This is a genomic window from Streptomyces sp. NPDC051567 (assembly GCF_044454165.1).
In the GTDB taxonomy this organism is placed as follows: Bacteria; Actinomycetota; Actinomycetes; order Streptomycetales; family Streptomycetaceae; genus Streptomyces.
The window spans coordinates 62,654-88,464 of sequence record NZ_JBITDK010000017.1 but is presented as its reverse complement, the minus strand read 5'-3'; the positions used below and the strand labels follow the sequence as shown (position 1 = coordinate 88,464).

Sequence of the window (25,811 nt, the reverse complement as noted above, 5' to 3'; positions counted from 1 at the left end):
GGGAGAACAGGTCCGATGAGTGCTGCGAGACCCGCCAAGGGGCGCTGGATCGAGGACTGGGACGCCGAGGACGAGCAGTACTGGGAGCGTGGCGGCAAACGCGTCGCCCGCCGCAACCTCTACCTGTCCGTCGCCTCCGAGCACATCGGCTTCTCCATCTGGAGCATGTGGTCGGTCCTGGTCCTGTTCATGACGCCCGAGATCGGACTCGGCTTCGCGCCGGACGAGAAATTCCTCCTCGTCGTCACCCCCACCCTCGTCGGCGCCCTGCTGCGCCCGCCCTACAGCTGGGCCGTGACCCGCTTCGGCGGCCGGAACTGGACCGTCTTCGCCTCGGCGATCCTGCTGGTCCCGGCCCTGGCCACGGTCTGGTTCATCCAGCGGCCCGGCACCCCGCTCTGGGTCTTCCTGCTGATCAGCGCACTCGGCGGGGTCGGCGGCGGCAACTTCGCCTCCTCGATGACCAACATCACCAGCTTCTTCCCGCGCCGCCACCAGGGCTGGGCGCTGGGCCTCAACGCGGGCGGCGGCAACCTCGGCGTCGCCGCCGTCCAACTGCTCGGCCTGCTCGTCATCACCACCGTGGGCGACACCCACCCCGCCTACGTCGCCGCCGTGTACCTGCCGCTGATCGTCCTCGTCTCGCTGCTCTGCGCGGTGAAGATGGACAACATCGCCGCCGTCCGCGCCGCACCGGGCGCCCAGCGCGAGGCCCTCGCCCACCGCGACACCTGGTGGATCTCCCTCCTCTACATCGGCACCTTCGGTTCCTTCATCGGCTACGGCTTCGCCTTCGGCCTGGTCCTCCAGACCCAGTTCGGCTCCACCCCGCTCCAGGCCGCCTCGTACACCTTCCTCGGCCCGCTCCTCGGCTCCTTCGCCCGTCCCCTCGGAGGCTGGCTCGCCGACCGGTTCGGCGGCGCCCGCGTCACGCTCCTCACCTTCGGGGGCATGGGCGCCGGTACGGGCGTCCTGCTCCTCGCCTCGGCCCGGGACTCCCTGACGCTCTTCATCGGGGGCTTCACCGCCCTGTTCGTCCTCAGCGGCATCGGCAACGGCTCCACCTACAAGCTGATCCCCACCGCCTTCGCCCGGGACGCCGAGGCCCGGATCGTCGCCGGGTACGACGCCCACCGCGCCTTCGCCGCGGCCCGCCGCCTCTCCGGCGCCGCCATCGGCATCGCGGGCGCGGTCGGGGCCCTCGGCGGGGTCGCCATCAACCTCGCCTTCCGGGGCGCCTACAGCGGCGGCGGGGGCAACGGCACCCCGGCCTTCCTCTCCTTCCTCGGCTACTACGCCGTCTGCGCCGTCGTGACCTGGGTCGTCTACGTCCGCCGGGAACGCGCGGCAGCCGCAGCGGCAGCGGCGGCCAAGGCCCCCGCCCAGGTGTCCGCCCAGGTGTCCGCCGGGCCGAGGCCGACGGAGCCCGCCCGTGTCTGACGCCGGCCCGGCCACCCTCCCCCCGGCGGGCCCCGGAGAGGTGGCCACCCACTGCCCGTACTGCGCCCTCCAGTGCGGCACGTTCCTCAGCGGGGGAACCGCCACGGGCACGGCCCCGGCCGCCGGTGGCGGGTCCGGTGGCGGGTCCGGGTCCGGTGTCGGGGGCGACCTCGCCCGGGTCACCGTCCGCCCCGACCCCGGGTTCCCCGTCAACCGGGGCGGCCTGTGCCAGAAGGGCTGGACCGCCCCGGCGGTGCTGCGGACCCCGGACCGGCTGCGGACCCCGCTGCTGCGCGGCCCGGACGGCCGACTCGCCCCCGCCGACTGGGACACCGCGCTCGGCTTCGTCGCGGACAAGCTGCTCGCGCTGCGCCGGGAGCACGGCCCGGACGCGGTCGGCGTCTTCGGCGGCGGCGGCCTCACCAACGAGAAGGCGTACCTGCTCGGCAAGTTCGCCCGGATCGCCCTGGGCACCAGCCAGATCGACTACAACGGCCGCTTCTGCATGTCCTCGGCGGCGGCCGCCGCCAACGCGGCCTTCGGCCTCGACCGGGGCCTGCCCTTCCCCGTCACCGACCTCGGCTCCGCCGACACCGTCCTGCTCGCGGGCGCCAACCCGGCCGAGACCATGCCCCCGCTGATGCGTCACCTCACCGCCGCCCGGCTCATCGTCATCGACCCGCGCCGCACCCCCACCGCCGCCCGCGCCGCCCTCCACCTCCAGCCGCGCCCCGGCACCGACCTCGCCCTGGCCCTCGGCCTCCTCCACGTCCTCGTCGTCGAGGGCCGCACCGACCGGTCCTACGTGGAACGGCGCACCACCGGCTTCGACGCCGCCTGGAAACGGGCCGCCTCCTGGTGGCCCGAGCGTGTCGAGAAGGTCACCGGGGTCCCGGTCGCCGACCAGCGCGAGGCGGTGCGGATGCTGGCCGCCTCGGCCCGCGCGTACGTCCTGACCGGGCGCGGCGCCGAGCAGCACAGCAAGGGCACCGACACGGTCGCGGCCTTCGTCAACCTCGCCCTCGCCCTCGGCCTGCCGGGCCGCGAGGGCGGCGGCTACGGCTGCCTGACCGGCCAGGGCAACGGGCAGGGCGGGCGCGAGCACGGCCAGAAGGCCGATCAGCTCCCCGGCTACCGCATGATCACCGACCCGGCGGCCCGCGCCCACGTCGCCGGGGTCTGGGGCGTGGACCCCGGCTCGCTGCCGGGGCCGGGGCGCAGCGCGTACGAACTCCTCGACGCCCTCGGGACCGCGGACGGCCCGAAGGCCCTCCTCGTCTTCGGCGCCAACCCGGCCGTCTCCGCCCCGCGTTCCGCGCACGTCGCCGAGCGGCTGGCGAGCCTGGAGCTGCTGGTGGTAGCCGACTTCGTGCCGTCCGAGACGGCCCGGACGGCCGATGTGGTGCTGCCCGTCACCCAGTGGGCCGAGGAGGAGGGCACCTTGACCAACCTCGAAGGCCGGGTGCTGCGCCGCCGCCGGCTGCTCGCGCCGCCGCCGGGCGTCCGCAGCGACCTCGACGTCCTCCAGGGCCTCGCCGTCCGCCTCGGCCAGCCCGCCGACCGCTTCCCCACCACCGCCCGCACCGCCTTCGACGAACTCCGCCGCGCCTCCGCGGGCGGCCCCGCCGACTACTCCGGCGTGACGTACGCCCGCCTCGACGCGGGCGAAGCCCTCCACTGGCCCTGCCCGCAGGTCCCCGGAGATTCCGGGAGCGCCGGGATCTCCGGGGGAGCGGGGGACCACCCCGGCACACCGCGCCTCTTCCTGGACCGCTTCGCCCACCCGGACGGCCGGGCCCGCTTCGCCGCCGTCGAACACCGGCCGCCCGCCGAGGAGACGGACGCGGAGCACCCGCTGTACGCGACCACCGGGCGGGTCCTGGCCCAGTACCAGTCCGGCGCCCAGACCCGGCGCGTGCCCGAACTGCTCGCCGCCGCCCCGGAGGCGCACGTGGAGATCCACCCCGACACGGCGGCCCGCGCGGGCCTGACCGAGGACGGCTGGGCCCATGTCACCTCGGCCCGCGGCACCACCGTGGCCCGGGTCCGCCTCGATCCGACGCTGCGCACCGACACTGTCTTCCTCCCGTTCCACTTCCCGGGCGCGGGCCGCGCCAACCTGCTCACCAACGACGCCCTGGACCCCCGCAGCCGCATGCCGGAGTTCAAGGTCTCCGCCGTCCACCTCACCCCGGCCCCGCCCCCGCCCGCCGACCCGGACTCCGACCCGGACTCCGACTCCGCCTCCGTATCTCCCGTACCCGCATCGGTACCCGTACCCGCATCGGTACCCGTACCCGTGGCGGTATCCGTACCCGTACCCGTGGCGGCGCGGGGAGGCCGGTCATGAACGGGTCGCGGCCCGCTGTGCCGCTGGAGGCCGTGTCCCCGCTGCTCGTCGTCGGGAACGGGCCCGCCGCGCACCAACTCGTCGACCGGTTGCGCCACTTCGGGTACGCCGAACCCGTCACCGTCCTCGGCGCCGAGGACGGGCCCGCCTACCACCGGGCGCTGCTCACCTCCGCCCTGGACGGCAGCCTGCCGCCCGAGGCGATGGAGCTGCCCCCGCCGCCGGGGGACACCCGGGTCCACACGGGTGTCTGCGCGGTCCGGATCGACCGCGCCCGGCGCCGGGTGCACACCGCCGACGGCCGGGTCTTCCCGTACCGCCGGCTGGTGCTCGCCACGGGCGCCGCCCCGCTCGTGCCCCGGCTGCCGGGGCTGCGGACGCCGGACGACGTACCCGCCCCGGGCGTGGCCGTCCTGCGGACCCTCGCCGACTGCGCCCGCCTCACCGGCCCGGCGGCCGGTCCCGCCCGGACCCCGGTGACGGTCCTCGGCGCCGGTTCCCTCGGCGTCGAGGCGGCCTTCGCGCTGGCCCTCGGCGGCCGTCCCGTCACCCTCGTCCACCCCGGCCCCTGGCCCATGGACCACCTCCTGGACCAGGCCGCCGGAACCCTGGTCTCCGACCGCCTCACCGCCGCCGGGGTGGAGGTCGTCGTGGGGCAGGCCGCCACCGCCTACACCCCACCCGGCCCACCCGCCGCGCCTGCTGCCCTTGGCCCACCCACCCCCCTGGGCCCGGCCGCCGGGACGCTCACCCTCGCCGACGGCCGCGCCCTCCCCACCGGCACGCTCCTGCTCTGCACCGGCGTCCTGCCCGAGACGGGGCTGGCCCGCGCCGCCGGGATCGGCGTGCGCACCGGCATCGTCGTCGACGACGGCCTGCGCACCGACGACCCGCTGATCCACGCCCTCGGCGACTGCGCCGAACACCGTGGCAACCGTGGCGGATCACTGGCCTCCGGCTGGGCCCAGGCCGTGGCCCTGGCCCGGTACCTCACCACGGGCGCCCGTGGCGTCGCCGCCGCCCGCCGTGTGCTGCGGCCCCGGATCGCCGGACCCGGTCTGGTCGTCCTCGGGGTCCCGGGCCGGGTCCCGGTCGAGGAGACGGTCACCCTCAACGACCCTGCGGGCGCCCGGTACGCCCGTCTGGAACTCGTCGGCGAACGCATCGTCGCGGGCGTCCTGCTCGGCTTCGACCGGGCCATCGCCACCACCACCGAGCTGTACGTCCACGATCTGCCCGTCCCGCGCGACCGGCTGAGCCTGCTCCTGGGCCGCGCCCCCCGCGTGGCCAGGGCCGGGTCCGCAGGGCCCCGCCCCGAGACCGTCGTCTGCCTGTGCAACAACGTCACCCACCGGGACCTCACCGCCGCCTGGCACACCGGCGCCCGCGACCTGCCCGCCCTGGCCGCCGCCACCCGCGCCACGACCGGCTGCGGCGGCTGCACCCGCCAGGTCGAGGCGGCGTGCGCGGCCCTGGCCTCGGCAGTGGCGGCCGGGGCGGACGCGGGGACGGGGGTGGCCGGGGCGGACGCAGGAGCCCCGGCCCCCGCCCTCACCCCCTGACCAGCTCTCCTTTCCCTCTCCTTCCCTCTCCTTCCCTCTCCTTCCCTCTCCTTCGTTCTTCTTCGCTCCGCTCCGCACGGAAAGGCCGGCTTCCCATGACCACCCGCCCCGACCCCGGCACCCGCTCCCACCCCGCAGGGACCCGCACGCTCGTCGTCGTCGGCCACGGCATGACCGGGCAGCGCCTCGTGGAGGAGGTCCGCTCCCGCGACCGGGCGGGCGCCTGGCGCGTGGTGGTCCTCGGCGAGGAACGGCACCCCGCCTACGACCGGGTCCGGCTCTCGTCCGCCCTGGACGGGGCGACCCCGGCCGGGCTGGGCCTCGTACCGCCCGGCCTCCTCGCCGACCCCCTGGTGGAGTTCCGTCACTCCGCCGAGGTGACCGCCGTCGACCCCCCGGCCCGGACGGTGACCCTGGCCGACGGCGGCCGTCTCGGCTACGACGCCCTGGTCCTGGCCACCGGCTCGGTGCCCTTCGTCCCGCCCGTCCCCGGCCGGGAGCTGCCCGGCGCCTGCGTCTACCGGACCCTGGACGACCTCGACGCCATCCGCGAGGCCGCCGCCCGCACGACGACCGGCGTGGTGATCGGCGGGGGTCTGCTCGGCCTGGAGGCCGCCAACGGGCTGCGCCTGCTGGGCCTGGCCCCGCACGTGGTGGAGATGGCCCCGCGGCTGATGCCCGTCCAGGTGGACGAGGGCGGCGGCCGGGTCCTGGGCCGGCTGGTCGGGCGGCTCGGCGTCACCGTCCACCTCGGGGCGGCGACCAGCCGCATCGAGGCGGGCCCGGACGGCCGGGTGGCCCGGCTGGTCTTCGCGGACGGCACGGCGATCGAGACCGGCCTGATCGTCTTCTCCGCCGGGGTGCGCCCGCAGGACGCCCTCGCCGACCCCGCCGGGCTGCCGCGCGGCGAACGCGGCGGCTTCCTCGTGGACGACCACTGCCGCACGCCGGACCCGCACATCTGGGCGATCGGCGAGTGCGCGGCCGTCGAGGGCCGCTGCTACGGGCTGGTCGCGCCCGGCTACCGGATGGCGGAGGCCGTCACGGGCCAGCTGCTCGGCGAGGGCCCGTCCCGCTTCCCGGGCGCCGACATGTCCACCAAGCTCAAGCTGATGGGCGTGGACGTGGCCTCCTTCGGCGACGCCCACGCGCAGACCCCGGGCGCGCTGGAGTTCGTACGGGAGACCGCGGGCGGCGACGTCTACGCCAAGCTGGTCCTCGACGCGGCGGGCGACACCCTCCTCGGCGGCATCCTCGCGGGCAACGCCGACCCGTACATCCGCCTCCGCTCCCTCCTGGGCCACCCCCTCCCCACCTCCCCTGACGCCCTCCTCACCACCCCCTGACCTCCCGAAGCCCCCGCGCCCGTCACCCCCACCACGCCCCCGCCCCCCGATCGAATGACCTCTCCCCGACCGGCCCACCTCCCCGCGCGCCACGGAGTAGTCATATGCGCATGGCACTTGGCGACCGGCACCAGAAGAAGGACATCGAGTCGGCCCTCAAAAGGGCGGAGGCCGCCGGCCTTAAGGTGACGCACGACAAGAATGGTCACCACTGGGGCTATGTCATCTGCTGCCTGTGCAGCAGCAGCTTCACCGTGTACTGCACTCCCAAGAACGCGGGGAACGACGCGAAGAGGATCGATGACTTCACCAGAAAACACTGCGGCTGTGCCCAGCTGGCACTTCATCTTGCACCCGCAGGACCCGCTCACCCCGCAGCAGACCGGAATCATGGCCCATCTCGACCGCTTCGCGGACGGCTTCGTGGGGCTGGAAGAGGGGCCCGGGTACTCCCAGTTCGAATGTTACTTCGAGGCCGAATCCCTTCTGGAGGCCATGAAGGAAGCCCTCGCTCGTATCGAGCACATCCCGGGAGTTCTCATCCGCAGTATCGAGCTGACGCCGCGTTCCTTCGAGCACAACGGCATGGCGGCTCCCTCGGTGGTATGCCCCCCCTGTGTAACTCCTCGGGCCGCAGGAGAAGAGGTAAGGAAGACCGATGGCTTCACCCGAAAACATTGCAACGGGAAGTAACTGGCACTTCAACCTGTGCCTACGGGGCCCGTTGAATCCGGAGCAGTCCGACACCTTGGACGGGCTCGACCGTTTCAACGACGGGCGGATCATGTTCGCCGAGGCGCCTGGCTACTCCCGGTTCATCTGTTCGTTCGAAGCCGAGACCCTGACTGCGGCCATTGCCGAGGCGCTCTCCTTCTTCGAGGACTTCCCCGGAGTCCTCATCCGCAGCGTCGAACTGGACCCACTTGCCATGGAGTGCAACGGCATGACGACGCCCTCCGTGGTGCGTCTCCCCGCGTAGACCCGCCCGCACGACGACCAGGGAGGCGGGGAACCAAGGCCCCGATCGGCCCGGCGGCCGACGGTACCCGCACCCCCGCGCCCACCGGACGCGGGGCAGGTGTCATGCCAAGGGAACAGAGAGGTGTGCCAGTTGGGTGCGCAGCACGATCTGGACCACGAGCGGGAGCTGTGGGACGCCTTCGCCGTCTCCGCCGGGGAGACGGTGGCCGAGGGGCAGCCCGTGTTCCGGTGGACCCAGTACGGCGACCACGGCCCGGGGCCCGAACTGCTCGGGAGCCCGCGGCGCGTGCTGGAGATGGGGTGCGGGACCGGCCGGGCCCTGGCCCACCTCGCCCGGCGGGGAGTACGGGCCACCGGGGTGGACCTGTCCCCGGTCATGACGGAGAACACCGCGCGGAGGTGGGGCCCGTCGGGCGTGAGGTTCGTGTGCGCCGACATCCTCGGCTTCCTGGAGGCGGAGGAGACGTCCTACGACGCGATCTACTCGATCTTCGGCGCGGCCTGGTTCACCGACCCGGCGCGGCTCTTCCCCCTCGTCTTCGCCCGCCTCGAACCCGGCGGTGTCTTCGTCTTCTCCCAGCCGCCCGCCATCCCCGGCGCTTACGGCCCGCAAGGCATGTACAAGGGCGGCTTCGCGGGCCGGGCGATGTTCACCTACCGGTACAGCTACACCCCGCGGAAGTGGCGGAACCTCCTGCGGGCCGCAGGGCTGGCCGCCCCGGACGTACAGGTGCTGGCCGCCCCCGCGGCCGGCCACATCGGCACCCTGATCGGCCGGGCGACCCGCCCGCGCTGAGCCCCGCCCTGCCCTGTCCCGCAGCCCTGTCCCCGCCGGGGCTGCGGGACGGTGGCCAGATCTCATCGGGGGAGGTCACTTTTGCCGCTGCCCGGCTCGTGGTGGGGCGGCATAGCGTGAAGGCGATATCGCTTCAACACGTGCAAACCCCAGGGAAGTGGCGCAAAATGCTGGCTCAGATTGTACTTTTCGACGGCTTCGACCCGATAGACGCCTTGGGCCCGTACGAGGTGCTGTTCGCCGGGGGACTGCTCACCGACAGCGATCTGATCGTCGAACTCGTCACCGCGGAGGGTCCCCGGGAGGTGCCCAGCGGGACCCCGCCCCTGTCCGTGCGGGCCACGGCCGCGCTGTCCCCCGAGCGCGCCGACCTCATCGTGGTGCCGGGTGCGGCGGGCCGCATGGACGCGCCCGACGACTCGGACCTCGCGCGGCGGGTCGACAGCATCGCCCACTACCTGGAGCGCGTACTCGGGACCGAACTGCCGGTTCTGATGAAGGAGGCCGTGGAACGGCCGGACGTGACCGTGGCCACGGTCTGCGCGGGCTCTCTCATCCTCGCGGCCTCGGGCCTCATCAAGGGCCGTCACGCGACGATCCATCACACCTGGAACCGTGACGACCTGAAGCTCCTGGAGGCCCACGGGGTGACGGCGGTGGACGCGCGGGTCGTCGACGACGGTGATCTGGTCACCGCCGCCGGCATCGTCTCCGGCGTGGACCTGGGCATCCACCTGCTGGAGCGCCGCTACGGGCCCCGGGTGGCGCGGGCCGCCGAGAAGCTCCTCGGGCACGACCGGCAGGGTCTGGTCTGGCGCGCCGAGGGCCAACTCCCCGCCACCATCTGACGCCTGACGCCTGACGCCTGACGCCTGACGCCTGACGCCTGACGCCTGACGCCTGACGCCTGACATCCGGTACCGGCCACACCCTGGAACGCGGCGGTGCTGATGGTCGGCCGCCGCCCGCCGGCCGCCGGCCGCCGGCCGCCGCCCGCCCACGATGGAGAGAACTCCCACCCCGTGACCCACTTCTTCCTCTCGCTGCACGTGCTGGCCGCGATCTTGACCGTCGGACCGGTCACCATCGCCGCGAGCATGTTCCCCGGGGCGCTGCGCCGGGCCGGGACGGACCCCGGCGATCTCGCGCACCGGGCGACGCTACGCACCCTGCACCGCATCTGCCGGGTCTACGCAGGCATCGGCGTCGCCGTACCCGTCTTCGGCTTCGCCACCGCCAGTAGCCTCGGCGTACTGGGCAGCCCCTGGCTGATCACCTCGATCGTCCTCACCGGTGGTGCGGCCGTGATCCTGGCCCTCTTCCTCCTGCCCGGTCAGCAGGAGGGCCTGAACCTCGTCGAGGCCGTGGCGGACGCCGCCGCCCCCGACCGCGCCCCGGCGCCCGCGCCCGCCCTCGCCCCGACCGGCGGGCCGGAGCCCGGCTGGCGATGCTCACCGGCGTCTTCAACCTGCTCTGGGCGACCGTCACCGTCCTGATGATCGTCAGGCCCGGAGCCACCACAGGAGCATGACCCGTGCCCCCACGTCACCTGCGCATCGCGGCCCACGCCGAGATCGTGACCCTCTGCCTTCTCCTGGCCAACCTCGCCACCGTCCACGACCGGACGCTCTCCGCCCTCCTGGGCCCGGTGCACGGCTGCGCCTACCTCCTGGTCGTGCTCGCCACCCTCCGCCTCACCGTGGCCGACCCGCCCGCGAAGCTGCTCGCCCTCGTTCCCGGCATCGGCGGACTCGCCGCCGTACGCCGGATCACCCGCCGGCACCCCACCGCGTCGGTCACCCCGTCCCCGTCCCCGCCCCCGACCGGTGGGCCGGGGCCCGGCCCCGCCCGTGGCTGGAATACCACCATCCGCTAGCTTCCGGTCATGACGGACGGGGAGACTGACGCGGTGCCTGACGCGGCGACTGGTGCGACTGCTGGTGCGGCGGCCGTGGTGGCGGTCCTCGCGCTCGACGGCGTCGTCCCGTTCGAGCTGTCCGTACCGGGGCAGATCTTCGGCACGGCCAACGAAGCGGCCGGCCGCACCCACTACGAGGTACGGATCTGCGCCCCGGCCCGGCAGGTGACGACGGCCGCCGCGTACGGCGGCTTCCAGCTCACCACCGCCTGGGGTCTCGAAGCGCTGGCCGAGGCGGACATCGTCGTCGTGCCCGGCCACGCGGGGTTCCTGGACGAACCGCCCGCCCCGGTGCTCGCGGCCCTGCGCGAGGCCTCCGGGCGCGGCGCCCGGCTCGCGTCCGTGTGCGTCGGCGCCTTCACCCTCGCGGCCACCGGCCTCCTCGACGGCCACCGCGCCACCACCCACTGGCAGCACGCCGCCGAACTCGCCGCCCGCCACCCGGCCGTCGATGTCGACGGCAGCAGCCTCTACATCGACAACGGCTCCTTGATCACCTCCGCCGGAGTCGCCGCCGCCCTCGACCTCTGCCTCCATCTCGTACGCCGTGACCTGGGCGCCGCCCTCGCCGCCACCACCGCCCGCCGCACCGTCATGCCGCTCCAGCGCGACGGCGGACAGAGCCAGTTCGTCGAACACCCCGACCCTGGACCCGGCTGCCAGGACGCCGCGCTCCAGCCCACCCTGCACTGGATGGAAGCGCGCCTGCACGAGCCGCTGACCCTGGACGACATCGCCCGGCAGGCCGCGATGAGCGTCCGCAGCCTCAACCGCCACTTCCGCGCCCAGACCGGTACCACCCCGCTGCAATGGCTGCTGCGGGCCCGCGTCCACCGCGCCCAGCAGCTCCTCGAAACCACGGCGATCCCCGTCGAACGCATCGCCACCGAAACCGGGTTCGGCGCCCCCTCGACCTTCCGCCAGCACTTCGCCCGGCACACGGGCGTCTCCCCACAGACCTACCGGACGGCCTTCCGGTCACAGCCCTAGGACCGCGTGGCCCTCCCGCACTGGTCACCGGAGGGTTCGCCCTGTCCGACGGGTGTGCTGCGGTCGTACGGGTCGATCTTCGTGGCGGCTTCGTCCGCCTGGCGGTCCGTGCCGAAGGGTGGGGTGAGGTAGCCCGTGGGGGCTCCGCAGCCGCCGTTGGTCGTGTCGTACTTGTGCGAGACGACCGAGAACGTGCCCGGCTCGGTGATCACTCTGGCAGGGTCGTCCCAGCTCAGGACGAGCTCGCGCCGGACGATCGTGCGTACGATCTCGCCGTCGTCGCTGCCCGCGTCCGCGCGGGTGACCGGGTAGACGAAGGTGACGTCGGCGGTCACCTGGAGCGCGCCGCGCTCGCCCTCCTGGTAGGTGAGCCGGCCCCGGGTCTTCACGACGTCGCCGACCAGGTGGGTGCGGGAGGGCTGGAAGCGGCTGAAGAGGAGGAGGGGGTCGTTCTTCTCGCCCGGGGTTCGGAAAGCGGTTTCCAGCAGGGTCTGGACGTCCTTCTGGTGCGGGTTGATCAGTGCGATCGCCTTCCCGGGGTGCTCGCCCCGCAGTACCCCGGGGTCCAGGTTGGACGCGACGAGGAAGTCCAGGCTGCGGGCGAGGGCCCGCTCGACCTCGGCCGCGCTCATCCGGCCGACGGCCCCGGCCTCCGGCACGGTGATCCCCGCCGCTCCGCTCGCCCAGCTCGCCGCCGGCGAACCGCGGAACGGCTCGTCCATCGTGGGGCGTCGGGCCGCCTCCGCCGGGGGCGCCTGGGCCGGGCGGGCGGTCTCGGCCGCCGGCGGCGCGGAGTCAGGGGCGCCGCCGGTGAACAGGCCCACGGTCCACCCCGGCGCGAACGTCACCACCAGCAGCACCAGCGAGGCCAGCAGCCCGACCACGTACCAGCCCGTGCGCCGCTTGGGCCGAGCGGGCGTGTAGCTGCGCCAGCCCTCCGCACCGCGGCCGGGCTCCGCGCGCAGCCGCTTCGCCACGTCGCGGGCCCGCGCCGACGGCTCCTTGGGCGCGTCGGCGGCACCCGCCACCGACTCGCGCAGAAACCGCTCCCACTCCTCGTCGGACCTGGACGAGCCGTCCGGCTCCGTACCCGCGCCCATCCCCAACCCCCTGGTAATCAGCAGACCGCGGCCCACTCCCCTGGGACGCGTCCGCATGATGACACAGAGTGCTGACAGCGAGGTCGGCCGGGCGGACGGTGTGGGTGCGCCACCTTCCGCAACACGCTTCGGAGACCGCCCCTCCGGGCGCCGCCCGGCGAGCCCCCCGCCCCCCACGGCGAGAGCCCCTACCCGGTGTCCGGGTAAGGGCTCTCGCCGTATGAACCTTCGGGTGTTGAAGGCGTTGAAGGCGTTGAGGGCGTTGTAGGTATCGGGGGTGTTGCGGCTAGGAGGGGCGGGGGGAATCGGAGGGGTGGGGTGAGGCGCCGGGGGTGTTCCGGAGCCTTCGGAGGGCCGGGGCCGGGGCGGGTGCCCGGGCCGGGGCCGGGGGTCGGTCAGACGCCCGCCGTCTCCGGCTTGCGGTCCTGTGACGGGGCCGACTGCGTCTGCGGCGCGGGCTTCTTCAGGCCCAGGGCGATCAGGCCGGTGATGGCGATGCCGGCCGCGGCGATGAAGACCGCCGTCTGCAACCCGTCGGTGGTGGCGGTGCGCAGTGCCTCGCCCGCCTGGCCCTCCAGGCCGGAGTTGGCGATGGCGACCAGGACGGCGAGGCCGACGGCGCCACCGATCTGCTGGGTGGTGGAGGCGACACCGGAGGCGATGCCCTGCTGCTCGGGGGAGATGCCGATCGCGGCGGCACCGAACATCAGGGTGTAGCCGGCGCCCTGGCCCAGGCCCATGATGATCAGGCCGGGAACGATGGCCCAGTAGCCCGCGTCGGTGGCCAGGGTGAAGCCGAGGAGCGCGGTGCCGATGACGCCGATGGCCATCGAGATGACCAGGATCGAGCGGATGCCGTACTTGGTGGCGAGGCCACCGGCGGTCTGGGCGCCGATGGCGATGGCGACCATCGGGACGAGGAAGGCGATACCGGTCTCCAGCGGGCTGTAGCCGTGGACGCCCTGGAAGTAGACCGTCAGGAAGTAGAGCAGGGTGCCGAAGGTGGCCATGTAGAAGAAGGTCACGCCGACGGCGGTGGTGAGGTTGCGGTTCTTGAAGAGGCTCAGCGGCAGCAGCGGGTCGGCGGACTTCTTCTCGATGATGAAGAAGGCGACGAGCAGGACGACGCCGATGGCGAGGGCGGAGAGGACGACGCTGGAGGCCCAGCCGGTCTCCGGGCCCTCGACGAGGGCGAAGACGATCGCGGTGATACCGATGGTGGAGGTCAGGGCGCCCATCAGGTCGAAGCTACGGCCGTTGGCGCCGCCCGTGTCGGGCTTGAGCAGCGGGAAGGCGAGGATCATGGCGATCACGGCGAGCGGGACGTTGACGTAGAAGACCGACTCCCAGCCGAAGGACTCGGTGAGCACGCCGCCGAGCAGCGAGCCGACGATCATTCCACTGCCGCCCGCGGTGCCCCAGACGGCGAAGGCGCGGTTGCGCTCCTTGCCCTCGGCGAAGCTGGTGGAGACCAGGGTCAGGGTCGCGGGGAAGAGGAACGCGCCGCCGATGCCCTGGATGGCACGGGCCGCGATCAGCACCTCGGGCGTCGTGGCGAGGCCGCCGAGCAGGGAGGAGACGGCGTACAGGCCGAGGCCGAGGACGAACATCTTGCGGGGGCCGAAGAGGTCGCAGGCCCGCCCGCCGAGGAGCAGGAACCCGCCGAAGGCGACGGCGTAGGCGCTGATGACCCACTGGAGGCTCTGGACGGAGAAGCCGAGTCCGGAGCCGATGTCCGGGAGGGCCACGTAGACGATGTTGTAGTCGATCGAGATGATCAGCTGGGCGAAGGCCAGCAGGGCCAGTGTGAGGCCGAGGCGCTTGCGCCGGCCGTCCTGGTTCACGGAGGTCGAAGACATGATGAGAACAGCTCCCGGAGGTGCGGGTCGAAGACGGTGAGGGTGCCGGACGTTCTGGTGCGTGAGGTTGCTGGTGCGTGAGGTTCTGGTGCCGGGCGCCGGGGGGTGAGTCCCGGGGGCCCGGGGCTCGGCGTCCGACGCGGTGGAGCGGTAAGACCGTTAGAACAGTGGTGCAGTGGTGCAGTGGTGAAGCTGGTGGTGCCAGTGAGACCGGTGGTGCCGGTGGTTCGAAGGGCATCGGCCCGGTGGTGCCGGTGGTGCCGGTGGTGCCGGTGAGATCAGCGGTTCCGGTGGTGTCGGTCGCGCCGTACGGGGGCGGGTCGGGTCCGGGGTCGGGTCCGGGGGTCAGGAGGCCAGGTCGTGCGTCACCTGGTCGGCCAGCCGGCGGGCCAGTTCAAGGCGCTTGATCTTGGCGGTGGCGGTCCGCGGAAGCTCGCCGAGCTTCATCTGGATCGGGTCCGCCATGTCCGACTGGTCCGCGATGGCGCGGCTCCAGCGGACGAGGTCGAGGGGCGCGTCGTCCTTGGTGCAGACGACCGGGACCGGCTCCTGCTTCGGGCCCGGGACGATGACCAGCTCGGTCAGTTCGGGCAGCCGGTGCAGGACGGTGTCCTCGACCTCCAGCGTGGAGTGGATGGTCGGTATCTGGTCCACCTCGCGGTCCAGCAGGTGCAGGCAGCCCCACTTGGTCCGGTAGCCGACGTCGCCGCCGCGCCACCACTCGCCGTCGAGCTGCTTCTCGAACCGGTCGGCCTCGCCGTAGTAGGTCAGGGCGCGCCCCGCCGTCTGCACGTCGATGTAGCCGGGGTTCTCGCGGGAGGGCTTCTTGCCGTTACGGGCCACCAGGCGGTACTTGGTGATGCCCGGCGTCGAGTAGCCCTGGCAGCGCCCGTCGGCCGTCAGGACGGTCTTGCGGGTGTACGGGCGGCCCACCAGCGGGCCGCATTCGCTCTGGCCGTAGACCTGGAGGAAGACCGGGTTCGAGCGTTCCGAGGCGCGCAGGAACTTGTCCATCGTGCCCGGGTGGATGGCGTCGAAGGTGGAGTTGTAGAAGCGGACGGTCTTGAACGGCTTGCGCGGGTCGTCGAGTATCGATTCGCAGTCGAGGTAGGAGTTCGGGTGCGTCTCGAAGACGCCGGGACGGTACTTGACCATCGCGTCGGCGACCTTGCCCGGCTCGGCGTCGTCCAGGAAGACCATCGGCTTGTTGCGCAGCATCATCGAGGCGATGCCGGGATACATGCGCGAGTGGACGTAGCTGACGTGCATCAGGATCGGCTCGCGCTGGCGCAGCAGGCTGACGACCTTGTCCTGCCAGCGGTAGCGCGACCCGATGGAACGGGCCGAGTGCACGACGAGCTTGGGGATGCCGGTGGTGCCCGAGGTGTGGGTCATCAGCGCGTGCGAGTCGGGGTGGAGCGTCACCGGGGTGCGCTCGGGGGCGCCGGCCAGGTCGGCGAGGGTGACGGCGCCCTCGACCGGCTCGGTGACGGAGATGACCCGCGCGGTCAGCTCGGCCAGCGGGGCGTCGGCCAGCGAGCCCGTGAGCTTGGCGGCGTCCGTCAGCAGGGTGGGGGAGGGGAGCCGCTGGAGCAGCGCGGTGATGGTGTCCCCGTCCAGGTGGGCGGAGAGCATCACGGGAACGGCGCCGATGCGGGCCGTCGCGCAGGCGAACAGCGTGATGTCGAAGTTGTTGGTCTTGTGGATGACCACATGCTCGCTCGGCCGGACACCGGTGGCCCAGAGGCGGTTTGCCATCTCGGCGATCAGCTCGGCGAAGTGAGCGACCGTCAGGACCTGTCCGGCCTCGGGGAGGGCGTCCATGGCGCGGTCGAGCGTGATGGTGTTGGCGCCGAACTGGGCGGCAGCCTCCTCGGCGACCAGGCCGAGGTAGAGCGGCGTCTTGTTCTTGGGAATCCGGAGCATGTGAGTAAGTTCCCACCGGGGAACCCCAGGCCCAATAGCGGATATTTGACTGTGTCAGCTCGGCGCGTTCAAGTCAATTGATCATGGCGTGAATTATCTCCTTCCTCTGGGATGAGCTGCGGGAATTCGATAAGGGCCGAATCGAGGACGGCCGGTACCGATACCGGTGCCGGTGGAAACGTGCGGGGCGGGCCGGCCCCGGCGGGAGCACGGACAGGAGCACGGACTGCAATACGGGCGGGAGCATGCGGAAAGGCCCGTGGCGGGGAATCCCGCCACGGGCCTTTCCGCATGACTGTCACGCGACCGCACCAGCGACCGCCGTACCTGCACCCCACCTGTACCTGTCCGTACCTGCGCCCCCACCCGCCGCACGCGTACCGGCGCCGGGCGGGGTCACTTCCGCGTGGCTACTTCTTGAGGCCCTGCTTGAGCGCTGCCGCGATCTCCAGGGTGCGCACGGTCTGGTAGCCGATGGCCGCCAGGTTGTCCTCGGTCACGTTGTGCGCGAGCTGCCCCGGTACGGCCTGGATGCCGGAGGTGGCGCTCACGCCGTACGGGTTGCCGTTGCTCGGCGCGAGCAGGATCGGGTCGGTCACGCCCGGCGGCACGATGATCGCGCCCCAGTGGTAGAAGACGTTCGACAGCGACAGGATGGTCGACTCCTGGCCGCCGTGCTGGGTGCCCGTCGAGGTGAACGAGGACATGGCCTTGTTCTTCAGCCCGGCGCGGGCGTGCAGCTCGAAGGTCTGGTCGATGAAGTGCTTGAGCGGCCCGGCCATCGCGCCGTAGCGGCCCGGGGTGCCCCAGATGATCGCGTCGGCCCAGTCCAGGTCGTCGATCGTCGCGATCTCCACCTCACGGCTGCTGCCGCCGGTGTGCTCCTCGTACGCCTGCGTCCATTCCGCGTAATTGGGCGCGAGCGTGCCTTCCTGGATTTCCGCGACGCGGCGCAGCCGGACCTGCGCGCCCGCCGCCTCCGCGGCTTCGGCAGCGGCCACGGCGAGCTTGTGGATGTTCCCGGTGGCCGAGTAATAGACAATGGCGACGTTGGTCATCAGATTTTTGTTCTCTCTTCGTGGGGATCTGTTTTCACGCTCAGCGGCGATCAGCTGCGATCAGCGGCGGTTCAGCGGAACACGGCGTTCTGCGACCCTGTCCCGCTCCGGGGCCCGGAGCGGGCCAGGCCAGGTAAGGCCAGGCCAGGCCAGGTCAGGGGTTCGCGGTCACGCGGTCGATGCCCGGCGGGTTGTCGATCGCATAGCGCCACGTGCCGTCCGCGCCGCGCCGCACCACGTCGGTGGCCGTGCCCTCGTGGTGGACGGAGGTCCCGTCCGGGCCCACGCCCTTGATGAGGTAGTCGCAGAGCAACAGGGCCAGGTCGTCGTACTGGTAGCAGTGGCGGACCGTGAGTTTCATCGGTATGCCGAGCGCCAGGAAGCGGCTGGTCGCCGCGCGCCGTCCGTCTCCGGTCACGACCTCGCCCGGGGTGAGTACGCGGACGGCCCCCGGCTCGAAGAGGCGGTCGATCGCCTCCAGGTCACGGGCGTTGAAGGCGTGCAGGAACGCACGGGGAAGTTCGGCCGGCGCGGTGACGAGCGCGGTCATGCTGGCTCCTGAGGAGGGGTGGGAAGAAGTGACGGACCTGGGCTATTCGACGGCGACGCCGGGCGAGCCCTCGGGGCGCACCGGCTCGTCGGGCAGCCGGTCCAGAGCCAGCCCGAAGTACTTGTGATAGGCGTCGAACACAGCGTTGTCGTCGGCCAGTTCCTCCTGGAGGAGTTCGCCGTGGACGCGCCGGGTCAAGACGTTGCCCTTCAGGGTCACGCGCCCCTCGACCGTCGGCAGCGAACAGAACACGTCCTGGAGGAACGGCGAGTCGGGACAGGTGCGGAACCACCACAGCGAGGGGCGGAACTCGCCCAGCTCCCGCGCCCGCACGTCCACCCGGTACAGGGGCGCGCCGTCGAGGAACAGGTCGTGCTCGCCCTGCCGCTCGGCCCCGAAGTGGTACGCGCCCTGCGGGTCGTACTGCACCTCCCCGGCCCCCAGCAGCAGCGGCCGGCGCGCGTTGCGGCGGAAACCGACGTCCACGAGGTACGCGGCCTCGTCCACGGTGACGCGCAGGACCAGGTGGCCCAGCGGGGCGCCGAGACCGCCCGGCCGGTGGACGCGCGCCGCGAGGATGTCCACCTGGTAGCCGAGGGCTTCCAGCAGCATCCCGAAGGCGGGGTTCACCTCGTAGCAGCCGCCGCCGCGGCCCTGGTGCACGATCTTGTCCACGATCCGCTCGTCCAGGTGGATCTCCTGGCCGAGGTGGTAGTCGAGGTTCTCGAAGGGGACCGTCAGCACGTGCCGTTCGGTCAGTTCGGCCAGCGCCGCCAGGTCGGCCGCCGCCGGGCGCGAGGCGCCGATCCGCGCCAGGTAGGCGGTGACCAGCACATCGGGGATCATCAGGCGTCCAGGGTCTTGACGACGGAGGCGACCTGGAGCGTGCGGCGGGCCTGGAAGGCCGCGGCCTCCAGGTTCTCCTCCGGGACCTGGAGCGGGTTGCCGCCGACGACGGCGGACGCGCCGTACGGGTTCCCGTTCTTCGGCTTGTAGAGGACCGGGTCGGTGGAGCCGGTGGAGACGATGACCGAGCCCCAGTGGGTGATCGCGTTGTGCAGCGCGAGGATCGCGGAGACCTGCCCGCCGTGGGCCGCCGAGCCGGCCGCGAACGCGGAGACGGCCTTGTTCAGGAGCTTGCCCTGGATCGACAGCTTCGACGTGGTGTTGATGAAGTGCATCAGCTGCGGGGCCGCCAGCCCGAAGTGCACCGGGGTGCCGAGGAGGATGCCGTCGGCCCACTCCAGGTCGTCCAGGGTCACCACGGGGATGTCCTGGGTCGCCTCCTGGTGGTCCGAGGCGCCGTCACGGCTCGCGGACTCGCCGCCGGGGGCGGTCTCCGCGACGCGCCGCAGCCGGACCTCCGCGCCCTCCTTCTCGGCCGCGATCGCGGCGGCCTCGGCGAGCTTGTGGGTGGCCCCGGTGGACGAGTAGTAGATGACAGCGATGTTCGTCATGATGTGCGGAACTCCCTTTCGACCGCCCCCGCCCGCTTCCGGTCTTCCGTGCCGGGGCTCTGGGACGATCCTGTTGCGTGCCGTGCGCCCTGCCGAGGTTCCCGGGCGCAGTCCGTCAGGTAAGGGCGGCCGGGAGCGACGGGTTCCGGCCACCGCGACGATCAGGCCCGTGGGGCCGTGCGCCGCCCGCGTCCGGTGACCACCAGCAGCACCACACAGCCGGCCAGCAGCGCGGACATGAACAGCCCCACCCCCCTGACCTCGCCGAACGCGAGCGGGATCTGCGCGCCCAGCCCGCCGCCGATGTTGAGGGTGAATCCGTACAGCGCCGCCGCCATGACCCCGTTGGCCGGGCCCGCCGCCGTTCCGATCTCCTGCACGATGGCCGGACCGATCGCGGCCAGGCCGAGCATGAAGAGGAAGAGGGAGGCGGCCAGCCCGGTGGTGGTCCCGCCGAAGAGTCCGGTCCCGCAGATGCCCGCCGCCGCGACGGTGAAGGCCCCGGCCCCGCGGGGCCGCGCCGGTATCCGGCCCAGCAGCGGCGCCACCAGGACGCCGATGACCAGCGCGGGGACGGCGGTGGCCCGTAGCGTCAGCATCGCCCGGCCGTCGTCGACCAGCTCGGGCGGGCCGTAGAGCTGCACGCTCGTGTAGACGGCGGTCATGGTGCTGGCGCAGGTCAGGCCGACGACGTAGAGGGGCAGCAGTCCGCCCCACAGTCTCCGGCGGCCCGCGCCCTTCCCGGAGGCGGCGTCCGCGGTCCGCGCCGGGTCCACGGACGACAGCACCCGGTGCAGGACGAGCGCCCCCGCCACCAGCAGCGGCACGGTCACCCAGAAGGTGCCCCGCCACCCGACGAGGGCGGCCAGCACCTGCGACTCCACCTGCCCGACCACGATCGTGCCGGCCATGCAGGCGGAGACGATCGTCAGCGCGGTCGGCAGCTTCGGGGCCGGGATGTGGGCGTTGAGGTAGGCGTAGACGAGCGGCACATACACCCCGGCGAACAGGCCCTGCCCGGCCCGGAGCGCCAGCCCCGCCCCGAACGACTCGGCCAGCGGCACGAAGGCGGTCACCACCGCCAGCGCGCCGACCCCGGCCACCAGCACGTTCCGGGTCCCGAACCGCCGGGCCAGCCCCCCGCTGAACAGCGAGATCACCGCGTACGTGACCGCGTACGCGGAGGTGGCCCAGGTGGCCGCGTCCTGGTCGACGCCCCAGGCCCGCGCGATGTCGGGCAGCAGCGGGATCGCCACGTACAACTGCCCGACGACGACCATCCCGAGCAGCGAGATGGCGGCCACGACGGGGACGACGGACCGCCCCGCCACCGGTCCGCCGGACCCGCCGGACCCGCCGGACCCGCCGGACCCGCCGGACCCGCCGGACCCGCCGGACCCGGCGGACCCGCCGGACCCGGCGGTGGCCGGTATCACGGGCGGTGCGGGCGGGGTGGACGAGGCGGACAAGGCAGACGAGGCGGAGGGGTCGGCTGACGGCGTGCGCAGGCTCATGCGGTGCTCCTGGGTGCTGTGGGGCACCCGGAGGGTGGGGCCTCAGCGTGTCGGTTGACGCGGCTGTGTCTGACGTAGCGGTGTCCGACGCGGCGATACATGCGACGCGGCGTGTCCGACGCGGCGATACATGCGACGCGCCGGTGTCCGGCGCGGCGACGTCCGGCGCGGCGGTGCCGGTCAGCCGCCGTACGGCGCCTGGGCCTTCTTCGTCTTGAGCGCGGTGCCCCACCACTCCACGGCGTCGAGCAGCGTCTTCGCCGCCGCCTCGGCCTCGGTCGGGTCGATCAGGTCGCCCTGCTCGTCGAACTGGCCCCACGGACCGTGGAAGCCCACGGTGTCGCGGACGGTGACCATGTGGCACTCGGCGAAGATCTGGCGCAGGTGCTCGATCGAGCGCATGCCGCCCGCGAGGCCGCCGTAACCGACGAAGCCCAGCGGCTTGGCGTGCCACTGGGTGGTGTGCCAGTCGATCAGCGTCTTGATCGAGGCCGGGTAGGAGTGGTTGTACTCGGGGGTGACGACGACGAAGGCGTCGGCGGCGGCCAGTCGCGGCGAGATCCCGGCCAGCACGGCCTGGGTCGCCTCGGAAGGGGACCGGGTGAGGCGGGTGGGCAGGTCGTGGTCGACGAGGTCGATCACGTCGATGTCCAGGCTGTCCCGCTGACGGGCTATGCCGGCGAACCAGTTCGCGATGACCGGACCGAACCGGCCGTCGCGGACACTGGCGATGATGATGGCGACGCGGAGCGGTTCAGACATGGAAAGTACCTCCGGATAGGTGCGGCGGCGCCCCTGCCGTGATGTGACGGATCAGGCGGTCCTGCGCGAACACGTCCACTTTTTCCGGGGCACCCGGATCGGACAACTCCGCGCAGATGAGTACGTCAGCTCCGTACGCGCCCGCCGCCCGGCCCTTCCTGCGCCCTCGGGCCGGACCCCGGACCGGCCCCTGAACCAGCCCCCGGACCGGCCTCCAGCAGGTGCGCGTTGACCCTGCGGGCCGCCTCCGCGAGCCCCGCCAGCTCGACCACCTCGATCCCGGCGGCCCGCAGTTCGGCCACGCCCGCGCACGCCGCCACGAACAGCTCCGGCTCCCGCCACGCGATCACCACCCGCCGCACCCCGGCCAGGGTCACCAGCCGCGCGCAGGGGTCCGGGCGCGAGCGCCGCTCCGAGCAGGGCTCCAGCGTCGAGTAGAGCGTGGCCGTCCGTAGCCGGGGGTCCCGCACGGCGAGTTTGGCCAGCGCCGACTCCTCCGCGTGCACGGCCGGGTCCGTCTCGCGGCTGTACCCGTACGCCAGTTCCGCGCCCGAGCCGTCCACGACGACCGCGCCCACCGCGTACGCGCCCGTGCTCGGCGGACACCGCCGCGACAGTGCCACGGCCCGCCGCATCCACTCCTCGTCGGCCAGGTACAACGGCGTCACCCCGCGCTCACCCCGGCCGGAAGCACACCCGCACCCCGGCACCGGACCGGGGCCACCGGAACCGCCGGGGCTACCGGGGCCGGGCTCGGTCCCGCGCTCATCCCACCCGCTCCTTCGGCGCGTACCGCAGCACCACCGCGTCACCCGCCACCCGCGCGCCCAGCAGCCGCATCCGCGCCCCCGGCCCGCCCGGGAACGCGCCCGTCCCCACCAGCCGGGGCGCGCCCGCCTGCCCGACCAGCAGCGGGGCCACCGCCACCTGCAACTCGTCGGCCAGGTCCAGGGCGAGCAACTGGGTGTGGACGGACGAGCCGCCCTCGACCATCAGCCGCCCGACCCCGCGCCGCCCCAGCGCGTCCAGCACCCGCGCCCAGTCCAGCTCCGGCCCGACCCCGACGACCTCCGCCAGCGCGCCCAGCGTCTCCCGCAGCGGCTCCACGCCCGCGTCCACGGTGAACACCACCTTCTCGCCGCCGCAGTGCCAGAACCGCAGCTCCGGATCGAGCCACGGCGAGGCGGTGACGGTCACCTTCAGCGGGTCCGCCGGCCGTCCGTGGCTGACCCGTGCGGCCCGCCGCCGCAGGTCCCCGACGAGCAGCCGGGGATCGTCCTTGCGCAGGGTGCCCGCGCCGACGAGCAGCGCGTCGCAGGAGGCCCGTACGGCGTCCACCCGGTCGAAGTCCTCCGGCGAGGAGAGCAGCAGCCGCTCGGGGCCCGCGTCGTCCAGCCGCCCGTCCACGCTCATCGCGGCCGACAGCAGGACGTACGGACGCCCGCGCCCGGCCCGCGCCCGCGCTCCCGCCGGACGCGCCGCCCCTGCCCTGGGGGCCGTACGCACCGGCCGCGCCAGCACCTCGGCCGCGCCCACCGCCCGCCCGCTCACCGCCCGCCCGCTCACCGGCCGACTACTCACCGGACCGGCAGGTTCTTCAGGTACGAGCGGGCGTTGCGCCGGGTCTCGGCCACCGAGTCCCCGCCGAACTTCTCCACCACCGCGTCCGCCAGCACCAGCGCCACCATCGCCTCCGCCACGATTCCGGCGGCCGGCACGGCGCACACGTCCGAGCGCTGGTGGTGCGCGACGGCGGCCAGGCCGGTGGTCACGTCCACCGTCGCCAGCGCGCGCGGGATCGTCGCGATCGGCTTCATCGCGGCCCGTACGCGCAGCGCCTCGCCCGTGCTCAGCCCGCCCTCGGTGCCCCCGGACCGCCCGGTGGTCCGCCGCAGCCCCTCGGGCGTCGGGACGATCTCGTCGTGCGCCTGGGAGCCCGGCACCCGCGCCAGCGCGAAGCCGTCGCCGACCTCCACGCCCTTGATCGCCTGCACGCCCATCAGCGCAGCGGCCAGACGCGCGTCCAGCCGCCGGTCCCAGTGGACGTGCGAGCCGAGTCCCACGGGGACCCCGTACGCCAGCACCTCCACCACGCCGCCCAGGGTGTCGCCGTCCCGGTGGGCCCGGTCGATCTCCGCGACCATCGCCGCGCTCGACTCCCCGTCCAGGCACCGCACCGGATCACTGTCGAGCCACCCTTCGTCCCCGGCGGCCGGGTACACCCCGTACGGGGCCCTGGCCGCGCCGAGTTCCACCACGTGGGAGACGATCTCGACGCCCACGGCCGCCGACAGGAAGGACCGGGCGACGGCCCCGAGCGCCACCCGCGCGGCGGTCTCCCGCGCACTGGCCCGCTCCAGGACCGGCCGGGCCTCCGAGAAGCCGTACTTCTGCATCCCCGCGAGGTCCGCGTGGCCGGGCCGGGGCCGGGTCAGCGGAGCGTTGCGGCCGGTCGGCTTCAGCTCGGAGGGGTCCACCGGATCGGGGGACATCACCTTCTCCCACTTCGGCCATTCCGTGTTCCCGACCATCACCGACAGCGGCGAGCCGAGCGAGGAGCCGTGCCGTACGCCGCCGAGGAGGGTGACGGTGTCCTGTTCGAACGCCATCCGCGCCCCGCGCCCGTGTCCGAGCCGCCGCCGCGCGAGCTGGGCGCCGACCAGCGCGGTCGTGACGGGAACACCGGCCGGGAGCCCCTCCAGCGTCGCCACCAGCGCCGGTCCGTGCGATTCCCCGGCGGTCAGCCAACGCAACGTGCCCATCAGGAAGTTCTCCCCTGCTCATCGGTCGGGGCGCCACCATAGGCAGCGCCCCCCGGCCGGCCGGCCGGCCGCGAGCGGAGTCCGTCAGTTCTCCCTTGCTCCCGCGTCCTCCCCGGTGGCTACTTGCAGAGGGCGGAGTCGACGAGGCCCAGCACCCGGTCGTGGCTCTGCTGGCCGAAGGGCGCCGGGTCGGCGGTCACGGCGACCGAGAAGGCCCGGCCGTCGTCGGTGACCCCGGAACGCGTCTGGTAGCCGGGGATGTCACCGCCGTGCCCCCACGCCAGACCGCCGCAGCTCAGCGGCGTACTGACCACGCCCAGCCCGTACCGCGCGCCGGGCCACATCCCGGCGGAGGAGTCGACGGTGGTGCGCATCTCGGCGAGCTGCGCGGCCCCCACGAGCTTCCCGCCGGCCAGCGCGGTGAAGAACCGGTTCAGGTCGGCCGGGGTGGAGACGATCTGCCCGGCGGCCCACCCCCAGGAGGGGTCCAGCTCCGTGATCTTCTCCAGCGGCCCGCCGGGCCTGGTCGCGAAGTAGCCCTCGGGGTGGGCCTTGCGGATGCCGCGCTCGCCCACGGCGGGGAAGTAGGTGTCCCGCAGCCCCGCGCGCTGGATGACCCGTCGGTCGATCTCCTCGGCCAGCGGGCGGCCGGTGACCTTCTCGATCATCAGGCCGGCCACGATGGTGTTGGTGTTGCTGTACTTCCAGCGGGTCCCGGGCTCGAACTCCGCCTTGTGCGCGAGCCCGATGTCGAGCAGCGTGCGGGGCTGGTAGTAGGTGTGGCGGCCCTCGGTGTCGGTGAGGCCGGTCAGGTGATCGGTGTAGTTGGGCAGCCCGCTGGTGTGCTGGAGGAGCTGGCGCACGGTGATGTTCCGGCCGTCGATGCCCTCGCCCTTGATCAGGCCCGGCAGGTACCGCTCGATCGGGGTGTCGAGTGCGACCTTGCCCTCGCCGACCAGTTGCAGGACGACGACGGCGGTGAACGTCTTGGTGTTGCTCCCCACCCGTACCTGCCCGTTGACCGGCACCTTCGCCTTGGTCTCCAGGTCCGCGACCCCGGCCGTGTAGTGGCGGGTCCGCCCGTCCCGTCCGACGAGGGTGGCCAGCGCGCCCGGGTTCCGGTCCTCCTGGACCAGGCGCTGGAGCCCCTGCCGTACGACGTCCCCCGAGCCGGAACCGGACCCCGGGCCGGAGGTCTGCGCTGCGGCGGAGGGCAGCGTGCTGCCCACGGCCAGCGCGGCGGCCATCACCGCGACGACCGCCGTGCCCCGCCGCGACCGGGACGAGAACCCCCCGCGCCCGCGCCGGAGCGGGGGAGCGGCGGGAGCGCCGGGAGCGGCCGGATCGGCCGGGGACGAGACCTGGTCGGAGTGCGGGCCGGAGAGACGGCCGGGGCGCTGGTGCGGACGGTGGTCGGTCACGGGAATCCCCCTGGTACGC

Annotated in this window: 24 protein-coding genes and 1 pseudogene; 12 read left to right on the top strand and 13 right to left on the bottom strand. The window is 73.2% G+C overall.

Annotated features, from left to right (window positions below; genetic code table 11):
* Positions 1 to 15 precede the first annotated feature (15 nt).
* The 12 genes and pseudogenes from ACIA5F_RS19815 (at position 16) to ACIA5F_RS19760 (ending at position 11,383) form a co-directional block, all read left to right on the top strand.
* Entirely contained in the window at positions 16 to 1,440 is a 1,425-nt protein-coding gene (locus ACIA5F_RS19815) for an MFS transporter (RefSeq protein WP_399354662.1), read from the top strand.
* Positions 1,433 to 3,790, top strand: a complete 2,358-nt coding sequence (locus tag ACIA5F_RS19810; protein ID WP_399354660.1) for a molybdopterin oxidoreductase family protein — start codon at positions 1,433 to 1,435, stop codon at positions 3,788 to 3,790. Before ACIA5F_RS19815 ends, ACIA5F_RS19810 begins: the two co-directional genes overlap by 8 nt.
* Positions 3,787 to 5,352 (top strand): FAD-dependent oxidoreductase, encoded by a 1,566-nt coding sequence (locus ACIA5F_RS19805; RefSeq protein ID WP_399354658.1) that lies wholly within the window; start codon positions 3,787 to 3,789, stop codon positions 5,350 to 5,352. The genes ACIA5F_RS19810 and ACIA5F_RS19805 overlap by 4 nt, the downstream gene beginning before the upstream one ends.
* 95 nt (positions 5,353 to 5,447) lie before the next feature.
* The gene (locus ACIA5F_RS19800) at positions 5,448 to 6,698 is read left to right on the top strand and encodes an NAD(P)/FAD-dependent oxidoreductase (RefSeq protein ID WP_399354656.1); all 1,251 of its coding nucleotides are present in this window, start codon (positions 5,448 to 5,450) and stop codon (positions 6,696 to 6,698) included.
* A gap of 110 nt (positions 6,699 to 6,808) precedes the next feature.
* Positions 6,809 to 7,030: pseudogene (locus ACIA5F_RS19795) on the top strand (hypothetical protein); the annotation flags it as partial.
* Positions 7,026 to 7,391: a hypothetical protein gene (locus ACIA5F_RS19790; RefSeq protein ID WP_399354654.1), complete on the top strand. Its 366-nt coding sequence runs from the start codon at positions 7,026 to 7,028 to the stop codon at positions 7,389 to 7,391. The pseudogene ACIA5F_RS19795 and the gene ACIA5F_RS19790, both read left to right, overlap by 5 nt.
* Positions 7,357 to 7,677, top strand: a complete 321-nt coding sequence (locus ACIA5F_RS19785; protein WP_399354652.1) for a hypothetical protein — start codon at positions 7,357 to 7,359, stop codon at positions 7,675 to 7,677. The genes ACIA5F_RS19790 and ACIA5F_RS19785 overlap by 35 nt, the downstream gene beginning before the upstream one ends.
* A gap of 132 nt (positions 7,678 to 7,809) precedes the next feature.
* Positions 7,810 to 8,475, top strand: a complete 666-nt coding sequence (locus ACIA5F_RS19780) for a class I SAM-dependent methyltransferase (RefSeq protein ID WP_399354650.1) — start codon at positions 7,810 to 7,812, stop codon at positions 8,473 to 8,475.
* Positions 8,476 to 8,642: 167 nt separating this feature from the next.
* On the top strand, positions 8,643 to 9,323 hold the full coding sequence (locus tag ACIA5F_RS19775) for a DJ-1/PfpI family protein (RefSeq protein WP_399354648.1): 681 nt from the start codon (positions 8,643 to 8,645) through the stop codon (positions 9,321 to 9,323).
* 174 nt (positions 9,324 to 9,497) lie between these two features.
* The gene (locus ACIA5F_RS19770; protein ID WP_399354646.1) at positions 9,498 to 9,971 is read left to right on the top strand and encodes a hypothetical protein; all 474 of its coding nucleotides are present in this window, start codon (positions 9,498 to 9,500) and stop codon (positions 9,969 to 9,971) included.
* Between the two features lie 38 nt (positions 9,972 to 10,009).
* Complete coding sequence (locus ACIA5F_RS19765; RefSeq protein WP_399354644.1) at positions 10,010 to 10,351, top strand: DUF3817 domain-containing protein; 342 nt, start codon at positions 10,010 to 10,012, stop codon at positions 10,349 to 10,351.
* A gap of 33 nt (positions 10,352 to 10,384) precedes the next feature.
* Positions 10,385 to 11,383 (top strand): GlxA family transcriptional regulator, encoded by a 999-nt coding sequence (locus ACIA5F_RS19760; RefSeq protein ID WP_399354642.1) that lies wholly within the window; start codon positions 10,385 to 10,387, stop codon positions 11,381 to 11,383.
* Here ACIA5F_RS19760 and ACIA5F_RS19755 read toward each other — a convergent pair.
* The 13 genes from ACIA5F_RS19755 to ACIA5F_RS19695 form a co-directional block, all read right to left on the bottom strand.
* The gene (locus ACIA5F_RS19755; RefSeq protein WP_399354640.1) at positions 11,380 to 12,483 is read right to left on the bottom strand and encodes a hypothetical protein; all 1,104 of its coding nucleotides are present in this window, start codon (positions 12,481 to 12,483) and stop codon (positions 11,380 to 11,382) included. The two genes, ACIA5F_RS19760 and ACIA5F_RS19755, sit on opposite strands and share 4 nt — an antisense overlap.
* 395 nt (positions 12,484 to 12,878) lie before the next feature.
* Complete coding sequence (locus ACIA5F_RS19750; RefSeq protein ID WP_399354638.1) at positions 12,879 to 14,342, bottom strand: MFS transporter; 1,464 nt, start codon at positions 14,340 to 14,342, stop codon at positions 12,879 to 12,881.
* A gap of 345 nt (positions 14,343 to 14,687) precedes the next feature.
* Positions 14,688 to 16,268 (bottom strand): AMP-binding protein, encoded by a 1,581-nt coding sequence (locus tag ACIA5F_RS19745; protein WP_399354636.1) that lies wholly within the window; start codon positions 16,266 to 16,268, stop codon positions 14,688 to 14,690.
* A gap of 410 nt (positions 16,269 to 16,678) precedes the next feature.
* Positions 16,679 to 17,326 (bottom strand): NAD(P)H-dependent oxidoreductase, encoded by a 648-nt coding sequence (locus ACIA5F_RS19740; protein ID WP_399354634.1) that lies wholly within the window; start codon positions 17,324 to 17,326, stop codon positions 16,679 to 16,681.
* 154 nt (positions 17,327 to 17,480) lie between these two features.
* Positions 17,481 to 17,876 carry a YybH family protein gene (locus tag ACIA5F_RS19735; RefSeq protein ID WP_399354632.1) on the bottom strand — a complete coding sequence of 132 codons (396 nt, stop codon included), beginning with the start codon at positions 17,874 to 17,876 and terminating at the stop codon, positions 17,481 to 17,483.
* Between the two features lie 42 nt (positions 17,877 to 17,918).
* Complete coding sequence (locus ACIA5F_RS19730; protein WP_399354630.1) at positions 17,919 to 18,722, bottom strand: arylamine N-acetyltransferase; 804 nt, start codon at positions 18,720 to 18,722, stop codon at positions 17,919 to 17,921.
* Positions 18,722 to 19,333 (bottom strand): flavodoxin family protein, encoded by a 612-nt coding sequence (locus ACIA5F_RS19725; protein ID WP_399354627.1) that lies wholly within the window; start codon positions 19,331 to 19,333, stop codon positions 18,722 to 18,724. Before ACIA5F_RS19725 ends, ACIA5F_RS19730 begins: the two co-directional genes overlap by 1 nt.
* A 161-nt stretch (positions 19,334 to 19,494) precedes the next feature.
* Positions 19,495 to 20,637: an MFS transporter gene (locus ACIA5F_RS19720; RefSeq protein WP_399354625.1), complete on the bottom strand. Its 1,143-nt coding sequence runs from the start codon at positions 20,635 to 20,637 to the stop codon at positions 19,495 to 19,497.
* 390 nt (positions 20,638 to 21,027) lie between these two features.
* Positions 21,028 to 21,609 (bottom strand): NADPH-dependent FMN reductase, encoded by a 582-nt coding sequence (locus tag ACIA5F_RS19715; protein WP_399354623.1) that lies wholly within the window; start codon positions 21,607 to 21,609, stop codon positions 21,028 to 21,030.
* A gap of 125 nt (positions 21,610 to 21,734) precedes the next feature.
* Positions 21,735 to 22,277 carry a deaminase gene (locus ACIA5F_RS19710; protein WP_399354621.1) on the bottom strand — a complete coding sequence of 181 codons (543 nt, stop codon included), beginning with the start codon at positions 22,275 to 22,277 and terminating at the stop codon, positions 21,735 to 21,737.
* Between the two features lie 97 nt (positions 22,278 to 22,374).
* Positions 22,375 to 23,190: a RibD family protein gene (locus ACIA5F_RS19705; protein ID WP_399354619.1), complete on the bottom strand. Its 816-nt coding sequence runs from the start codon at positions 23,188 to 23,190 to the stop codon at positions 22,375 to 22,377.
* Complete coding sequence (aroC, locus tag ACIA5F_RS19700; RefSeq protein ID WP_399354617.1) at positions 23,187 to 24,371, bottom strand: chorismate synthase; 1,185 nt, start codon at positions 24,369 to 24,371, stop codon at positions 23,187 to 23,189. The genes ACIA5F_RS19705 and aroC overlap by 4 nt, the downstream gene beginning before the upstream one ends.
* Positions 24,372 to 24,490: 119 nt before the next feature.
* Positions 24,491 to 25,618, bottom strand: a complete 1,128-nt coding sequence (locus ACIA5F_RS19695) for a serine hydrolase domain-containing protein (protein ID WP_399354747.1) — start codon at positions 25,616 to 25,618, stop codon at positions 24,491 to 24,493.
* Positions 25,619 to 25,811 lie beyond the last annotated feature (193 nt).

What these genes read in the sequence shown, in the direction of transcription:
- ACIA5F_RS19735 (WP_399354632.1), bottom strand. Translation starts at nt 17,876, where the DNA reads ATGACCGCGCTCGTCACCGCGCCGGCCGAACTTCCCCGTGCGTTCCTG.
- ACIA5F_RS19730 (WP_399354630.1), bottom strand. Translation starts at nt 18,722, where the DNA reads ATGATCCCCGATGTGCTGGTCACCGCCTACCTGGCGCGGATCGGCGCC.
- aroC (WP_399354617.1), bottom strand. Translation starts at nt 24,371, where the DNA reads ATGGGCACGTTGCGTTGGCTGACCGCCGGGGAATCGCACGGACCGGCG.
- ACIA5F_RS19695 (WP_399354747.1), bottom strand. Translation starts at nt 25,618, where the DNA reads ATGGCCGCCGCGCTGGCCGTGGGCAGCACGCTGCCCTCCGCCGCAGCG.
- ACIA5F_RS19805 (WP_399354658.1), top strand. Translation starts at nt 3,787, where the DNA reads ATGAACGGGTCGCGGCCCGCTGTGCCGCTGGAGGCCGTGTCCCCGCTG.
- ACIA5F_RS19725 (WP_399354627.1), bottom strand. Translation starts at nt 19,333, where the DNA reads ATGACGAACATCGCTGTCATCTACTACTCGTCCACCGGGGCCACCCAC.
- ACIA5F_RS19750 (WP_399354638.1), bottom strand. Translation starts at nt 14,342, where the DNA reads ATGTCTTCGACCTCCGTGAACCAGGACGGCCGGCGCAAGCGCCTCGGC.
- ACIA5F_RS19815 (WP_399354662.1), top strand. Translation starts at nt 16, where the DNA reads ATGAGTGCTGCGAGACCCGCCAAGGGGCGCTGGATCGAGGACTGGGAC.
- ACIA5F_RS19740 (WP_399354634.1), bottom strand. Translation starts at nt 17,326, where the DNA reads ATGACCAACGTCGCCATTGTCTATTACTCGGCCACCGGGAACATCCAC.
- ACIA5F_RS19800 (WP_399354656.1), top strand. Translation starts at nt 5,448, where the DNA reads ATGACCACCCGCCCCGACCCCGGCACCCGCTCCCACCCCGCAGGGACC.
- ACIA5F_RS19785 (WP_399354652.1), top strand. Translation starts at nt 7,357, where the DNA reads ATGGCTTCACCCGAAAACATTGCAACGGGAAGTAACTGGCACTTCAAC.
- ACIA5F_RS19755 (WP_399354640.1), bottom strand. Translation starts at nt 12,483, where the DNA reads ATGGGCGCGGGTACGGAGCCGGACGGCTCGTCCAGGTCCGACGAGGAG.
- ACIA5F_RS19775 (WP_399354648.1), top strand. Translation starts at nt 8,643, where the DNA reads ATGCTGGCTCAGATTGTACTTTTCGACGGCTTCGACCCGATAGACGCC.
- ACIA5F_RS19715 (WP_399354623.1), bottom strand. Translation starts at nt 21,609, where the DNA reads ATGTCTGAACCGCTCCGCGTCGCCATCATCATCGCCAGTGTCCGCGAC.
- ACIA5F_RS19745 (WP_399354636.1), bottom strand. Translation starts at nt 16,268, where the DNA reads ATGCTCCGGATTCCCAAGAACAAGACGCCGCTCTACCTCGGCCTGGTC.